Raw genomic sequence first — 14,923 nt, forward strand, 5'->3', positions numbered from 1 at the left:
CGCTTGCGTCGGTGTCAGACAGTCAGCGCAACTGACGTATCCATCGGATCATGCCGCGGAACAGTTCCTGTACCGGCAAGAACCCGACTCCAGTTCAGATTCCTGTCTGGATGAAGATCGATAACCCACTTCAGGCAACCAGTTGACGAGCGACGCGATCAGCAAAGGCATCGATCATCTTCTGAACGGGTGCACACTCTGCTGCCGGTGCGCGAGGGATGCCCGATGCCTTCAGAGCATGGAGGCGCCTCGTCACCTGACGTGGTCCGGGGTGTCCTGAAGTTGCTGCAAGGAGGCGAGGACCAGGAAGGAGCTCGGCAGGCGACGCGTGTTCCGGCAGCCGCTATTGTATCGACGCATGTTCGGAATCCTTGAGCCCTCGGCTGATGTTGACGCTTGCGCGATCGGGCAAGCGCAGAAGTGAGGGACAATCGGGTAAGCGCAAACGTCGCCCGCGGATTCAACGGAATGGCGCGCACGATCCGGATCTTTAGTCATCGACGTAATCATCAATTTTCAGCCATCGCTCGGTTCGGCCCGGCTGGCCCCAGTCGATCAGCCAGAGATCGAGCCCTTTTGAGAGCAGGCTGCGCACCAGCGAACGGTCGGGCTGTAAATCAGCCATGGTATACCGCCCGATCAGGCCGTAGGCCAAAAGGACGGGCGTCTTCGCACTCGCTTGCGCCATCGGCTCGTAATGGAACAGCTCGACCTTGTCGCGGCGCATGACGAGATGCTTCGGCGTCGTGCCGATGGCGACGTCTTCATCCCGCGTATTGGCGATCAGCTGTGTCGCCTTGAACATTTTCTCGGGGTTGGCCGCCATGTCGCGGGCGAAGCGCGAGGTCTGATTCTCAAGGTCGCTCATCGTGCGCCTCCGCTCTTCTGGTCACGCATCTGGCGGGTGAGCGTGCGGACTTCACGGCGGAGTTCGGTCAATTGCCGCGTCACGTCGTCGAAATCCTTGCGAGTCGGCAGGCCCAACATGGCTGACGCCGCTTCAGCCACGTCATCCTGCCGGCTCCGCAATTTCAATCCAGCCTGCAGGAGCTCCTTTTGGGCTTGCAAGAAGCCGTCGGAGCGCTGGTTGCGGATCAGTTCCTCGTTGGAGATTTCGCTCCATTTGGCGAACGCCTCGCGCCACTTCGGATGCGGGGAGCCACCGCTACCGGTTGCGGACATCGTCTCGTAAAAACGCTTCGACGCTTCAGGCCACGGAGCGGCAGCGACCGCATTGTAGCTTGCAAGCCGCTGGTGCATCTCGATCCAGGCGCCAAAAGCCAGTGCCATTTTCCGGTCGATGTCCCAGACGTCGGCAAGCCGCGGCCCCTGCGCCATCCGCTCGATCGCCGCCGACAATTCGTTGCCGTCGCCAAAACCACCCGGCTTTTCCGACAGACGTGCCAGCATGAAGGGCGCCATCGACCCCGACCACGCCTCGACCATGCGGTTCGAGGATTCGGCCATCGTCTGCCACAGCTTCGCCCATTCAAGGCCGGGATCGGACTCAGCGGAAGCCGATTTGTCGTTCTCGCTCATGCTGCTCACTCTTTGTACCGCTCAGGCCGCCGCGCGATTGCCGAACGCCTCGGTGTAGATCGCCAGCGCATCGTCGAAGCTCAATTCCCGCGGATTGTTGACGAGAAGCCGCGTCTGCTTCATCGCGTCCTCGGCGAGCTTGTTCAGGTCGCCTCTCGCGATGCCGACATCGGCCAGCGAGGCCGGCACGTTACAATCCCGGCAGATCGCCGCGATCGCATCGACGAACAGCCGTGCCCGCTGGCTGACGCTCATTCCTTCCGATTTGGGATCGACGATCGGCGCCAGTTCCGCGTAGAGGCCTTCTGCCTCCGGCAAATTGAACCGCAGCACCTGGGTCAGCACCAAGGCATTAGACAGGCCGTGCGGCACGTGGAACAGCGCGCCGATCGGATAGGCCAGCGCGTGCACGGCGGCGACCGGGGAGTTGGCGAAGGCCATGCCGGCCAGCATCGACCCCAGCAGCATTTGCGACCTCGCCTCGAGATTGGATCCGTCCGCACAGACCGTCCGGACATTTGCCGACAGCAGGGCGAGAGCCTGCCGCGCAATGGCCACACCGGGAAAGACGGTTTTTTACGCCAGCTGGCAATCGGCAAGCCAACAGGTCGCGATCATCGTCTCGGCCTTGCTGGATTTTGCTCGATGTGTGCACCGGGAGATCTGCGAAGGCCGAAGCGGTTGTTAGGAGCGCGAGAAAGGTCTCGTGCCAAGGGTGGCGCGGCTCGCCATAAGCGACTGCTGCAAATTCTGTTCGTATCAGGGAAGCAACAATAACGCTTGTCCAGACCTGGTCCGCTTCAAAGCCACATCAGTGGTCAGATGACCTTTTGCTGCGCAAGCCGTTCGAACTCGGGCTCTGAAAGCCCGAGCCAGCCCTGGTAGATTTCGCGGTTGTCCTCGCCGATGTCGCCGGCGGACTTGCTCAACTGCGCACGATCAACCGTGAACCTGGGCACAATGTTGGCCATTGCCACCGAGCCGAAATCCCGGTCCGGAACACGGGTGATCATCTCGCGCGCTTTGCATTGAGGATCGGAGGCAATTTGGTCGATCGAGTAAATGGGCGCCACCGTTCCCTCCTCGGCGGCAAAGGCCGCAAGGACATCAGCGAGCGGGTGGCCTCGACACCAGTCCGAAAAGATCGCGTTCAGCTCCTTCGAATGGTCGACACGCCGCGAGTTGTTGGAGAAGCGGGGATCATCGATCAAGTCCGGCCGTCCGATCGCCCGGCAATTGGAGGCAAACAGCGCATCGGTCGATCCCGCCAGCGTGACCCAGCGATCATCGTTGGTTCGATAGACCGCCGCCGGCGCGGAATAGGCATTGCCGTTTCCAATGCGGCCGCGCACCTCCCCCAGTTGGTCGAATTCGATGGGCAGGACATCGAGCAGACGGAAAACCGCTTCCGTCAGCGCCAGATCGATCTCCTCGCCCGGCGCGTCCGGATTCTTCGCTCGCTTCCACAGCGCAGCAAGCGCGCCGACCGCGCCGAACAATCCGCCAATCGCATCGCCGATCGGGTAGCCGGGATGCATCGGCTGACCGTCGGCTTCGCCGGTGATGTAGGTGAGCCCGCCCATCGCCTCGAAGATGCGCGCAAACCCGGGCCGGTCGCGATAAGGTCCGTCCTGGCCGAAAGCGGTCGCGCGCAGGATGACGAGGCGCGGCTGCACCTGCCACAGCACCTCTTTTGAAAGTCCCCAGCGGTCGAGCGTGCCGGGACGAAAATTCTCGATCAGCACGTCGAAATGCGGTAGCATCCGCTTGAACAGCTCGACGCCTTCCTGCTTGCGAAGGTCGAGGGTGGCGAATTTCTTGTTGCGGTTGACCGCCTTCCACCACAACGGCTTGCCGTCCTTGAAGGGCGGAAAGGCTCGTACCCCGTCACCCTGCCCAGGCATCTCGATCTTGAGTACATCTGCGCCGTAGTCGGCGAGCAGCGTTGCCGCAAAAGGTGCCGCCACGATCGTCGCGATGTCGAGGACCTTCAGGCCTTCGAGCGGTCCACTCATTGTACTTCCTCGATCATGTTGACATGGTAGGCGGGCTCACGCCGCATCGCGAAGCAGCAGGCGTGCGATGTTGAGCTGGTGAATCTGGCTGGTCCCCTCGTAGAGGCGAAACAGCCGGACGTCCCTGTACCAGCGCTCGATCGGGGAGTGATCCGCTATGTAGCCGGCACCGCCGAACATCTGCACGCAGCGATCGGCCACCCGACCGCACATCTCGGTCGCGAAATATTTGCACATCGACGCTTCGAGCGCGACGTCTTCGCCGCGGTCGCGCTTGCGCGCGGTCTCGAGGATCATCGATTGCGCCGCAAAGATCTCCGTCCGGCAATCGGCGATCATCGCCTGGACGAGCTGATAGTTCGCGACCGGCTCGCCGAACTGGACACGGCTGCTGGTATGGCGGATGGCCATGTCGAGCATGCGGATCGCGGGCCCGGTCGACAGCGCGGCCAGATGAATGCGTTGCTTGTTCAGTACCTTCATGATGGTCTTGAAGCCTATGCCTTCGCGGCCGCCGATCAAATTGGCCGCGGGAACCCGGCACTGGTTGAAATAGACCGCGCTCACGGGCGAACCCGCCTGCCCCATCTTGCGATAGGGCGCTCCAGTCGCAAGGCCGGGGCTGCTGCGCTCGACGATGAAAGCCGAGACACCGGCTGCGCCCTTCGAACGCAGATCCGTTCGCGCCGTAACGGTGAAGATTTCAGCGAGCGGCGCGTTGGTGATGAAGGACTTCTCGCCGTCGAGAACGTAGTGATCGCCGTCGCGGCGGGCGGTGGTCCGCACGTTCGAGGCTTCCGAGCCGGCCTCGGGCTCGGTCACGGCGAGGCAGCCGGTCCATTCGCCGCGGGCAAGGCGAGGCAGATAGGCCTGCTTCTGCTGCGCGGTGCCATCGGCGACGATCCCCTCCGAACCGATGCCGGTGTTGGTCCCGACGCGGGCGCGAAAGGCTACCGAACATTGCGACAGCTCGAACGCGGCCAGAACGAGCTCCTCGGTGGTGAGGCCGGCTCCGCCATAAGCCTCGGGAATGCTCCAGCCGAAGAACCCTTCGGCCTGCATGGTCGCGACGATGTCCGCCGGGACTTCGTCGCAGCTTTCGACACGCGCTTCGGCGGGAATGGCAATATCGCGGACGAAGCGGCGAACACGCGCCAGCATGGCGTCGAACGCAGCAGCTTCGCGTATCATGGCAATGGCCTTCCGATGCATCTCATTCCTGGAGCGCCTCCTCTCGCCGCGCGCGGATCGTGGGCAGCATGATCAGGAGGATCGCGATGGCGGCCGCGGCCAGGAGGCTCGCCGAAAGCGGCGAGGTGAACAGCGCGGTGACGTCGCCGCGCGACAGCACCATGGCCCGGCGGAAGTTCTCCTCGATGGCCGGCCCCAGGACCAGGCCCAACAACAGCGGCGCCGCCGGCAGGTGCAGCTTGATCAGAACGTAGCCGAACACGCAGAACACGGCAGCTTCGTAGACCTCGAACGTTCCGCTGTTGATGGAATAGACGCCGATCGAGCAGAACACCATGATCGCCGGAAACAGATATCGGTAGGGAATGGTGAGCAGCTTCACCCACAGCCCGACCAGCGGAAGGTTGAGGATCAGCAGCATCAGATTGCCGACCCACATCGACACGATCAGGCCCCAGAACAGGGTCGGGTTCTTCGTCATCACCTCCGGACCGGGATGGATGTTGTGGATGTTCATGGCGCCGACCATCAGGGCCATGACGACGTTGGACGGCACCCCGAGCGTCAGCAGTGGAATGAACGAGGTCTGGGCGCCGGCATTGTTCGCCGATTCCGGGCCCGCAACGCCCTCGATGGCGCCCTTGCCGAACTGCTCGGGATACCGCGACAGCTTCTTCTCAAGCGTATAAGAGGCAAAGGACGACAGCACCGCGCCGCCGCCGGGCAAGACTCCGAGCAACGTGCCCAACGCCGTGCCGCGCAGGATCGCCGGCACCATGCGACGGAAGTCCTCGCGGGTCGGAAACAGATTGGTGATCTTCTGGGTGACCAGCGACAGCTTGTCGTCCTGCTCGAGATTCTTGACGATCTCGGCAAAGCCGAAGATGCCCATCGCCAGCGGCACGAAATCGAGACCGTCGAACAGCTGGGGAACACCGAAGGCGAAACGCTGGCTGCCGCTGCTCAGGTCGGTGCCGACGAGACTCAACAGCATGCCGAGCACGACCATACCGATGCCCTCGATGAACGGACCGCTCGACAGCACCGAGGCAAGGATCAAGCCGAGGATCATGAGCGCGAAGAATTCCTTGGGGCCGAACAGAAGGGCCGTCGCCGTCAGCGGGCCCGCAAGGGCCGCCAGCGCGAGCGTGGCGACGCATCCGGCGAAGAACGAGCCGATCGCGGCGGTGGCAAGCGCGACGCCGGCGCGGCCCTGCTTCGCCATCTGATAGCCGTCGATCGTGGTCACGACGGACGAGGATTCGCCGGGCAGATTGACCACGATGGCTGTGGTCGAGCCGCCATATTGCGCGCCATAGTAAATTCCGGCGAGCATGATCAGCGCGGAGTCCGGTGGCAGCGCATAGGTGATCGGCAGCAACATCGCGATGGTCGCGAGCGGACCGAGACCCGGAAGCACGCCGATCAAGGTACCGAGCAGGCAGCCGAAGAAGGCGTAGAGCAGATTGGCGGGCTGGGCTGCGGTGGCAAAGCCTATCGCCAGATTATGAAAGAGATCCATATGCCGGCTCGTTCAGTTGAGGAAGGATGGCCAGACCGGCAGTTGCAGCCCGAGGCCGTAGACGAAGACGGCCAGACACAGCACGATGAGGACGGCCGCATTCGCCAGCGCACCGGTCCAGGTGAACTCGGGACTGGCCCGGCTCGACACCATGATCAGGACGAACAGTGCGCCAATCAGGCCGAGCGGAAACAGCAGTGCACCGAACAGGACCACGGAGCCGGTCACCCAGGCGAGGCCTTTGAAATCCCATTTGCGCAGCACCTCCCGTTCGGCGGTCGGGCTCAATGCACCGAAGATCACGACGAGGCCGATGGTGGCGAGCACCATTGCGAGCAGGCGCGGGAAATAACCCGGCCCCATCTTCGCGGCTGTGCCGGCGGGATACGTCAGCGCCTCGACGAAGAAAAAGATTGCAAAGGCGAGGAACAGGGCGCCTGACGCGAAAGCCCTCTGATTGCGGATCGCCAATCCCTTCATTCCCGTCCTCCTCCTTCGCCCGGTTCCTGGCTCTGCGCACCTGCACCGGCCTTCGCGGCACGCATATCGAGCGCCTCCATCAGAACCGGCACGCCGATGGCGCAGGCATGGACGCCGAGATGGGCGGTCATCTGGAGAACCTGAAGGATCTCCCGCTGGTCAATGCCGAGCCGCAAGGCCCGCTTGATCTGCACACGCAGCCCGAGCGGATTGAGCGCCGTGAAGCAGGCATTCAGTGCGATCGAAATCAGACATTGCGATCGAGGGTCGAGACCGTCCCCGGCCTGCCCGCCTGCGAGAAGACCCAGCAAGACCGCGAAATAGCCGGGATCGCGCTGCAGCCACTGCTCGCAGAAGTCAGGCCAATCCCCGAACTGCGCCACATAGGCATCCCGCAGCGCGCTCTGCTCTCTCGTCAGTCCGCGATGATCGACTTCGAGCCCGGCACTCGCCAACTCCTCCGCAAGGATACCGATGCCGACATTGCAGCCGTCGAGCCCTTGGGCCGTCGCGAGGCGGAACACGTCAATGATTTCCCGTGCCGAGGCCCCTTCCTGAAGCACGAGATCGAGATGCAGCGCGAGGCCGGAGCGGAACAGATGCGTCGCCGACCCGTCGAGCGCGACATAGATCAACTCCCGCATCTTGGCGGAGAGCGGTCCCGTCTCCGCCGAATAGCCTGCATATTTGCCGTAGGCTTCGAGAAACTCGGGATCGAGCCGCAACAGGCCCTCCGTCCAGGGCCGCCAATAGCCACGCGCCCTGACGTAGCCCTCCTTCAGCACCTGCTGTTCCGCAGTCAGACGGGACATCGCGACCGCCTCCTCAAGCAATGTTCGTCACGGCGATCCCGCCATCGACGGTGAGCACCTGCGCCGAGATGAATCCGCTCTCGTCGCCGGCGAGAAAGCAGATTGCCTTGGCGATGTCATCGACCGTGCCGAGCCGTCCAAGCGGCGTCCGTGCGATCCGGCGTGCGTCAAGCTCGGCGTTGCGGTTACGCATGGTTCCTTCGGTCGGGATCGCCGAGGGGGCCACCGCGTTCACCCGGATGTTGCGCGCCCCGAGCTCCGCCGCCGCAGCGCGCGTGATGCCCATGATACCGGCCTTGATGCCGCTGTAGACGATGCTGTTCTTGGCCGAGATCAGGCCGGCGACCGAGGCGACGTTGACGATGGCACCGCCGCGTTCCGCATCCATGACCTCCGCGGCGGCCTGGATGCCCCACATCACCGCCTTGAAGCCGATGTTGAGCATACGCTCGACCGTCTCCGGTGCGATGTCGGCAACCGACTGATAGCGGACCCAGGCCGCGTTGTTGACCAGGATATCGAAGCGACCTTGTCGCTCCGCCACTCCAAGCACCGCCTGCCGCATGCCATCGCGACTGGACACGTCCTGCGTGAGCGAAACCGCATTGCCGCCGGCTGCTTTGATCGCATCCACCGTGCCATCAACGAACTCCGGCTTCAGATCGTTGACGCCGACGATCGCACCACGCGCGGCGAGCCTGAGCGCGGTCGCACGGCCGATGCCGTTTCCGGCGCCGGTGACGAGTGCGACCCGGCCTGCGAGCGTCTGATCCCTGGTCTCGGTCATGGCAATCTCCTTCATGCTTCCGCTTCAGCGAACGGAGCAACTTCCGATATGTAACGACGGCCGAACGCGCCGATCAGACCGCTGGCATCGCCCTGTGCCTGCAGCGTGCGGATCCGACGCAAATGACGGTGCACCGGAACGTCCCAGGTGAAACCCATGCCACCATGGATCTGCAAGGCGCCCTCGCTGATCGAGCTGCCATAGGTCGCCGCGGCCAGGAATGCCGCATCGCGCTGGACCAGACCGCCACCCTCGGACAGGCTGCGCGTGATCGCATGACGGATGCTCTCGAGCCCGAGCTTCTGCCGCGCCAAGGCATGGCGGATGGCTTGGTTGTAGGACAGGGCGTGGCCGAACTGGCGACGCGTCGACGCATGCTCCTGCGCGAGCGCGAGGCAGGCTTCCGCAGATCCCAGGATCGCCGCGGCCCGAAGCACGTTCGCGTCCGAGCTGAGCACATCCCATGTGTTCACGGGCAGGATGGAGCCTGCCGGAATCTCGACCTTCTGGAGCCGCATCACGTGCTCCGGCACGGTCAGGTCGAGGCCGGCCGCCTCCTCCGCCACGACACCTTCGGCATCGGTCGGAATCAATGCCGCGGCGCCCGCCATCATCCGCACCAGGACGTAATCGACCTTCGCCGCGCATGGCGCGCGCGCCACCGTGCCACTCAGCACCATCGCTCCGCCCAGCTGCTCGGCGACGGCTTCGCCCTGCCAGGCGATCGTCACCAATTTCTCACCCGACACGACCGCAGCGGCAAGCCGCGGCAGCGACGACTGCAGCAGGCGACCGACGAGAACGGTCTCCAGCAGCGGGAATTCGAGCAATCCCGAGTGAGCAGCCGCGATCACCGGCACCGCGAAGCCGAGCGGCAGGGCAAGCCCCCCGACCTCCTCGTTTGCGACGATCCCGAGCAGCCCGTCGTTAGCGAGATTTTGCGCCTGCGCCCGCACGTCCAAACCCGTACATGCGGTCACCGCGCGTGCCGCGGTTGCCGCGAACTCGTCGGGCTGAAGTCCTTCACCGGCCATGGTCATCATTGTCCTCTTCGAAACCTGCGCGACTACATTGCTCACTAGGCGAGATACCCGCTGTCGACAGGCAGGATGACGCCGTTGACATAGGACGCCATCGCCGAGGCGAGAAAGATCACCGGCGCTGCGATCTCTTCGGGCTGTCCCACGCGCTTCAACGGCGTGCGCGCCATCAGGCCGGTCAGCCGCGCCTGATTATCCCGGGTGCTCTCGCTCATCTCGGTTGCGATGATGCCGGGCGCGACGGCGTTGACCCGAATGCCGTCCGGCGCCAGATCGCGGGCAAGCGCCTGCGTGAACAGCCTCACCGCCCCTTTGGACGGAGAATAGCCAAGCGTACCACCCATGCCGCCAAAGGCCGCGACCGAAGCAACGTTGATGATGGTTCCCCGCGTTTTTCGCAGCGCAGGAACGAACGCGTGAACCACGTTGAAGGTGCCGTTGACGTTGACGTCGAACACCTGGCGCCAATTCTCGTGAGCACGCGGGCTGTCGATCGGCTCGCGGATGATGATCCCGGCATCGTTGACGACGACGTCGGCGAGACCAAGCTCCTCGTCGACCCGCTTCGCCACCTCACCGCAGGCCATAGCATCAGTCACGTCGAGCGAACAGGTAATTGCCCGCCTGCCTCCGTCCCGTATCTCGCGCCCAACGGAGTCCGCCCGGTCTTGCTGCAGATCGGTCACGACGACCCTCGCTCCGGCAGCGGCCGCGCCCAACGCTATTGCGCGTCCGATCCCTTGGCCCGCTCCCGTCACCACGACGAGACGGTCCTCCAGCAGGCCCGCTTGACTTCGGCCATCGGACATCACCGGCTTCCTGCCGTTCGCGGCGGGCCAATGCGCGGGGAAACCATCATTTGCCTCGTGACAGCTGGAGGATACGATCGGCGATGATGCCGAGCTGGATCTCGGTCGTGCCGGCGTAGATGGTCTCGGCGCGCGCCTGGAGATAGATCGCCTCGAAGCGCCGCCGCGCCACCCTGATCGCCGGATTCTGCGGCAACGATGCCTGCGAGAGCAGCTCGATCGCAAGCGCCGCAAAGCGCTGATGCGATTCGCTCCAGTACAGTTTCGCCAGACTGCCGCGAGCGCCGATCTTGTCACCGCTCGCGAGCGCCTCGACGGCGGTCTCGACATGCGCCTTCAGCACCTCGATCTCGACCGCGACCTCGCCGAGCCTGACGGCGTAGTGCCGGTCCCCGACCATCTCCGTCAGCACCGGGTCCGTCTTGCTCGCCGAAATCAGATGGCGCAGCTCGTTCTCGAATCGCCAGGCGCGATACATGCGGTTGGTCGCACGCTCGATCTCCAGCACGCGGATCGCCGCGGCCCAGCCCTCGTCCGGCGCGCCGATCGCGTCGGCCTGTGCGACCTCGACGTCGTCGAAGAAGACCTCGCAAAAGCTCTCGCGTCCATCAATCGATCTGATGGTGCGCACGCGCACGCCGCCCGCGTCGAGCGGCACCGCGAACATGGCAAGGCCGCGGTGGCGGTCCTCCAGCGGCCCGGTGCGGGCGAGCACCAGGCAGCGCTGCGCCCGATAGGCGCCGCTGGTCCAGATCTTCTGGCCGTTGATCCGCCAGCCGTCACCGTTCCGCGTGGCGCGCGTCCGAAGCCCGGCGAGATCGGAGCCGGCCTCCGGCTCGGAGAAGCCCTGGCACCAGATGTTGCGCATATCGAGGATCGCGGGCAGGAAACGGCGTTTCTGCTCTTCGGTGCCGACCGCGAGAATAATCGGGCCGGCAAGCTCCTTGCCGATCGAGTTGACGCTTTCCGGCATCGCCAGCGCGCCGATTTCCTGGTTGGCGATGAGATGTTCACGCAGGGAGCGGCCATGCCCGCCATAGGCCTGAGGCCAGGTGATGCCCGTCAGCCCTGCGCGGTACATGGACGCCTCCCAAGCGACGGACTGCTGGAGCGGAGGCGGCGCGAAGGCGGCGCTGTCGCTGCGGAAACCGACGGGAAGACTGGCATGCAGCCAGCGGCGCACAACGTCGCGATAGGCCTCGCCCGTCAGGTTCTCAACCGCGCCGGCTTGCGTCGATACCGCTTCAGCTACACTCATCGCCCGCTTCCTGCTTTCGCCATACCTGCCGACATGTCCTGCCCGGCTGTCCGTTCTTCACTGCGACTTGAGAAGGTCGCAAGCGCTCTCCGATGCCGGCCGCCACGCATCTTCGGGCGCGATCGTGCCGGTGATCTCGTAATAGTCGTAGGTGTACTTGGATTCCGCCGGAGCCTTGATCCGCGCGACATAGAGCGGGCGCATCACCTGGCCGTCGGCGCGAATGGCAACACTCTTCATCTCGAAATCATCGATCGGGGTGTTCTTCATCTGCCGCATCACGACATCGCCATCGTCGGAACCTGCGGCGGCAACCGCCTTCAGATAGTGCGTGATGGCGCTGTAGGTGGCCGCCTTGCCCTCGTTGAGCAACTGACCGTTCGTCGCCTCGGCATAGCGCTTGGCAAACGCCCGGCTCTCCGGCGTCATGTCCCAATAGAAGGGCGTCGTCAGCCGCACGTGCTGGAGGTCCTTGAGGCCAATGCCATGCGTCTGGCTGATCATGAGGCCGAGGGGGACGAGCAATTGCGTCTTGGTCAGCCCGAACTCCTGGGCCTGTTTGATCGCAGTGGCGAAGTCCGCGCCCGAATTGGCGAGCGCGATGGCCTTGGCGCCGCTGGCCTGAGCCGTCAGCAGGAAGGAGGAGAGATCCGACGAATTGAGCGGATGCAGCACCGAGCCGACCACCTTGCCGCCGCCGGCCTTGATGAAGTTGGTTGCATCCGCCTGCCACGCCTTGCCGAAGGCGTAGTCGACCGTCAGGAAGAACCAGCTATCGATTCCCTGTGAGAGCAGCGCTTTCACCGTAGCCTTCGGCTGGGCGTAGGTATCGACCATCCACTGCGTGGTCATCGGCGAGCACTTGTCATTGGTGAAGAACGAGCCCGCCGTGCCGGCAAGAAGATAAGGCTTCTTGCGATTCTTCATGATCTCCTGCACGGCAAGCGCGATCGACGAAGCCGAGCAGCCGACGATGGCATCGACAGCTTCATTGTCGACCCACCGCAATGCGATGGCGACCCCGACATCAGGCTTGTTCTGGTCGTCGGCGATGACGAGCTCGATCTTCTTGCCGTTGACCGCTCCGCCGAAATCGCCGACGGCGAGCTTGGCGGCCGCGACCGAACCAAGGCCGCAATTGTCGGCATAGGGACCGTTCTGGTCGTTCATGATGCCGATCTTGACCACGTCGCCGGAGATGCCCTGCGCGGACAGGGGTGCATTCGTGAGCAGCAAGCCAATCATGCCGAGCGCAGTAATCGTCGATGTCCTCATGCTTTCCTCCTGCTCCTGCGTTTCCTCTGGGCCGGCTTCTGCGGCCTCTTGTCGTTTGGATTCAGTGATGCTCGTGCGTTGAACTCTTGCCGTGCGGGATCAGCAGCGCGTCGAGAGCCACGGCTCCCTCGCCCTCACTGCGCAATAGCAGCGGGTTGACGTCGATCTCTGCGATCGTGTCGGCATGCGCGGCGGCAAAGCGTGACAACGCGGCAACGGCCCGGGCCGCGGCTTCGAGGTCGGCGCGCGGCCGGCCGCGCGCACCGTCGAGCACCGCGAACGCCTTGAGCGATTTCAGCATCGCCATTGCCTCCGCCTCGCTGACCGGCGCCATCTGCACGGCGGAGTCCTGGAGTATTTCCGCAAAGATGCCGCCGAGGCCGACCATCACCACCGGCCCGAAGACAGGGTCGATGCGGCTGCCGAGGATGAGCTCGGCGACGCCCTTGGCCATCGGCGCAACGATCACGCCGTCGATTGTCGCGTTGGGTGCCTTGGTCGCGACGCGATCGAGCATCTGGGCATAGGCACGCCACACGTCGGCTTCCGAGCCAACGCCCACGATTACGCCACCGGCTTCCGTCTTGTGGGGCAGATCGGGCGAGGCGACTTTCAGCACCACGGGATAACCGATCTCGGTAGCAGCACGCGCCGCCGCATCCGCATCCTGCACGAGACGTTCGGCCAGCACCGGGACACCGGCGCCGGCAAGCGCCCGCTTGGCGCCGAGTTCATGGCGGAACGCACCCTCTGCAAGCGGCTGCGCCCGTGCGACTGCCGCGGGCGCGTCCTGTGGCCGCTTCGATACAGCTTGTAATCGCACCAGGGCAGCAACGGTTGCGCAACAACCATCGAAACTTTCTACTGTCGGAAATCCCAGCGCATGCAACTCGGTCAGCGCGTCCTCCGGGCCGTCGACGCAGAGGATGACTGGACGGTGGGGAAATTGCGCGCGGATGTTGCGCAGCGTGTCCATATAGATGGAGCGCAGGCGCGGCAGATGCAGCGAGAACGGCAGCGGCAGGATCACCGTATCGGCGCGCTCGTCCGCCACCACGGCAGACATGATCTTTCCCAGGAGATCGGGTCGGCTCGACATCTGCGCCGTGGCATCGACCGGGTTGCGGGCCGATGCAAAGGGTACCAGCTCCAGAATTTGGCGCTGCGTCTCCGATCCGAGTTCCGGCAATGTCAGCCCGACCGACTGCGCCGCATCCGCGAGCAGCACACCGAAGCCGCCGGACGCCGTGAGGATCGCTACGCCCGGGCCTTTCGGCAGCCGGTCCGGCAGCAGGATCGATGCAGCGTGGCCGAGATCGATGAGCTCGTCGATGCTGCGGACGCGCACCGCGCCGTACCGGACAAACAGCGCGTCGAACACGGCGTCAGATCCTGCCATTGCTCCGGTGTGCGAGGCCGCTGCGGCCTGACCGGCAGCGGACGTCCCGATCTTCATGGCGATGACGGGCTTGCCGGCATCACGCGCCTCCTTGAGCGCCGATATCAGGCGGCCGGCATCACGGCAGGCCTCGAGACAACACAGGATTACCTTGGTGGCGGGATCGCGCGCCAGCCAGGCAATCCCGTCGGCGATGTCGATGTCGCACTCGTTGCCTGTCGTGATGAAGCGACTGACGCCGACGCCGCGCTCGCTGGCGAGCCGCATCGTGTAGCTGCCAAGATTGCCGCTCTGCGACACGATGCCGAGCGAACCGGCGGCAGGCATACCGTGCTCGAGCACGATCGAGAACGTCGCGATGCTCTTCTCGGCAATGCTGACCGCGCCGAGACAGTTCGGGCCAAGCACGCGCATGCCCGTCCGGCGCGCGGCCAGCCGCAGCCGCTCCTGCATCGCGCGCCCTTGCTCGCCGAGCTCGGCAAAGCCCGAGGAGAACACGACGACGCTGCGGACGCCGCGGGCGGCACACTGCTCGACGGCCTCGCTCGCGCGCTCCGCATCGACCGCGACGATGGCAAGATCCGGCGCCTCGGGTAGATCGGCGACAGAGGCGTAGGCCTTGAGGCCCTGCACCGTCGCGGCCTTCGGGTTGACCGGATAGATGCGGCCTGCATAGCCGTGGCGGCGCAGGAGATCGACCGGCCGACCGCCGATCTTGGTCGCCTCCTGCGAGGCGCCGATGATCGCGATCGACCGCGGCGACATCAGCGCGTCGAGACCTTCTCCGGGCCGCATC

At 64.5% G+C, this 14,923-nt stretch carries 13 protein-coding genes and 1 pseudogene; all 14 read right to left on the reverse strand.

What is annotated here, in order from left to right; all coding sequences use genetic code 11:
- Positions 1–490: 490 nt before the first annotated feature.
- Positions 491–868, reverse strand: a complete 378-nt coding sequence (locus JQ591_RS24720; protein ID WP_433995214.1) for a hypothetical protein — start codon at positions 866–868, stop codon at positions 491–493.
- A complete protein-coding gene (locus tag JQ591_RS24725) occupies positions 865–1,539 on the reverse strand; it encodes a poly(R)-hydroxyalkanoic acid synthase subunit PhaE (RefSeq protein WP_211398571.1) in 675 nt (224 codons plus the stop codon). Before JQ591_RS24725 ends, JQ591_RS24720 begins: the two co-directional genes overlap by 4 nt.
- A gap of 21 nt (positions 1,540–1,560) precedes the next feature.
- A pseudogene (locus JQ591_RS24730) lies at positions 1,561–2,091 on the reverse strand (iron-containing alcohol dehydrogenase); the annotation flags it as partial.
- 266 nt (positions 2,092–2,357) lie between these two features.
- Entirely contained in the window at positions 2,358–3,554 is a 1,197-nt protein-coding gene (locus JQ591_RS24735; protein ID WP_211398572.1) for a CaiB/BaiF CoA transferase family protein, read from the reverse strand.
- 36 nt (positions 3,555–3,590) lie between these two features.
- Entirely contained in the window at positions 3,591–4,745 is a 1,155-nt protein-coding gene (locus JQ591_RS24740; protein WP_211398573.1) for an acyl-CoA dehydrogenase family protein, read from the reverse strand.
- Positions 4,746–4,767: 22 nt separating this feature from the next.
- Complete coding sequence (locus JQ591_RS24745) at positions 4,768–6,267, reverse strand: tripartite tricarboxylate transporter permease (protein WP_211398574.1); 1,500 nt, start codon at positions 6,265–6,267, stop codon at positions 4,768–4,770.
- Between the two features lie 12 nt (positions 6,268–6,279).
- A complete protein-coding gene (locus JQ591_RS24750) occupies positions 6,280–6,747 on the reverse strand; it encodes a tripartite tricarboxylate transporter TctB family protein (protein ID WP_211398575.1) in 468 nt (155 codons plus the stop codon).
- Entirely contained in the window at positions 6,744–7,559 is an 816-nt protein-coding gene (locus JQ591_RS24755; RefSeq protein ID WP_211398576.1) for a carboxymuconolactone decarboxylase family protein, read from the reverse strand. Before JQ591_RS24755 ends, JQ591_RS24750 begins: the two co-directional genes overlap by 4 nt.
- A gap of 13 nt (positions 7,560–7,572) precedes the next feature.
- Positions 7,573–8,346 carry an SDR family NAD(P)-dependent oxidoreductase gene (locus JQ591_RS24760; protein ID WP_211398577.1) on the reverse strand — a complete coding sequence of 258 codons (774 nt, stop codon included), beginning with the start codon at positions 8,344–8,346 and terminating at the stop codon, positions 7,573–7,575.
- 11 nt (positions 8,347–8,357) lie between these two features.
- Positions 8,358–9,389 carry an acyl-CoA dehydrogenase family protein gene (locus JQ591_RS24765; RefSeq protein ID WP_211398578.1) on the reverse strand — a complete coding sequence of 344 codons (1,032 nt, stop codon included), beginning with the start codon at positions 9,387–9,389 and terminating at the stop codon, positions 8,358–8,360.
- Between the two features lie 35 nt (positions 9,390–9,424).
- A complete protein-coding gene (locus tag JQ591_RS24770) occupies positions 9,425–10,195 on the reverse strand; it encodes an SDR family NAD(P)-dependent oxidoreductase (protein ID WP_211398579.1) in 771 nt (256 codons plus the stop codon).
- 46 nt (positions 10,196–10,241) lie between these two features.
- On the reverse strand, positions 10,242–11,453 hold the full coding sequence (locus tag JQ591_RS24775) for an acyl-CoA dehydrogenase (RefSeq protein WP_211398580.1): 1,212 nt from the start codon (positions 11,451–11,453) through the stop codon (positions 10,242–10,244).
- A gap of 57 nt (positions 11,454–11,510) precedes the next feature.
- Positions 11,511–12,728, reverse strand: coding sequence for an ABC transporter substrate-binding protein (locus JQ591_RS24780; protein ID WP_211398581.1), 1,218 nt, complete (start codon positions 12,726–12,728; stop codon positions 11,511–11,513).
- A 61-nt stretch (positions 12,729–12,789) separates the two neighbouring features.
- On the reverse strand, positions 12,790–14,922 hold the full coding sequence (locus tag JQ591_RS24785) for an acetate--CoA ligase family protein (RefSeq protein ID WP_211398582.1): 2,133 nt from the start codon (positions 14,920–14,922) through the stop codon (positions 12,790–12,792).
- Position 14,923 lies beyond the last annotated feature (1 nt).

The sequence above is a fragment of the Bradyrhizobium canariense genome (genome assembly GCF_018130465.1).
Classification (GTDB): Bacteria; Pseudomonadota; Alphaproteobacteria; order Rhizobiales; family Xanthobacteraceae; genus Bradyrhizobium; species Bradyrhizobium canariense_C.

Bases quoted from the DNA above. Each gene is read 5' to 3' on its own strand.
- JQ591_RS24760 (WP_211398577.1), bottom strand. From the start codon at position 8,346: ATGACCGAGACCAGGGATCAGACGCTCGCAGGCCGGGTCGCACTCGTC.
- JQ591_RS24765 (WP_211398578.1), bottom strand. From the start codon at position 9,389: ATGATGACCATGGCCGGTGAAGGACTTCAGCCCGACGAGTTCGCGGCA.
- JQ591_RS24725 (WP_211398571.1), bottom strand. From the start codon at position 1,539: ATGAGCGAGAACGACAAATCGGCTTCCGCTGAGTCCGATCCCGGCCTT.
- JQ591_RS24735 (WP_211398572.1), bottom strand. From the start codon at position 3,554: ATGAGTGGACCGCTCGAAGGCCTGAAGGTCCTCGACATCGCGACGATC.
- JQ591_RS24775 (WP_211398580.1), bottom strand. From the start codon at position 11,453: ATGAGTGTAGCTGAAGCGGTATCGACGCAAGCCGGCGCGGTTGAGAAC.
- JQ591_RS24745 (WP_211398574.1), bottom strand. From the start codon at position 6,267: ATGGATCTCTTTCATAATCTGGCGATAGGCTTTGCCACCGCAGCCCAG.
- JQ591_RS24750 (WP_211398575.1), bottom strand. From the start codon at position 6,747: ATGAAGGGATTGGCGATCCGCAATCAGAGGGCTTTCGCGTCAGGCGCC.
- JQ591_RS24740 (WP_211398573.1), bottom strand. From the start codon at position 4,745: ATGATACGCGAAGCTGCTGCGTTCGACGCCATGCTGGCGCGTGTTCGC.
- JQ591_RS24780 (WP_211398581.1), bottom strand. From the start codon at position 12,728: ATGAGGACATCGACGATTACTGCGCTCGGCATGATTGGCTTGCTGCTC.
- JQ591_RS24720 (WP_433995214.1), bottom strand. From the start codon at position 868: ATGAGCGACCTTGAGAATCAGACCTCGCGCTTCGCCCGCGACATGGCG.
- JQ591_RS24755 (WP_211398576.1), bottom strand. From the start codon at position 7,559: ATGTCCCGTCTGACTGCGGAACAGCAGGTGCTGAAGGAGGGCTACGTC.
- JQ591_RS24785 (WP_211398582.1), bottom strand. From the start codon at position 14,922: ATGCGGCCCGGAGAAGGTCTCGACGCGCTGATGTCGCCGCGGTCGATC.
- JQ591_RS24770 (WP_211398579.1), bottom strand. From the start codon at position 10,195: ATGTCCGATGGCCGAAGTCAAGCGGGCCTGCTGGAGGACCGTCTCGTC.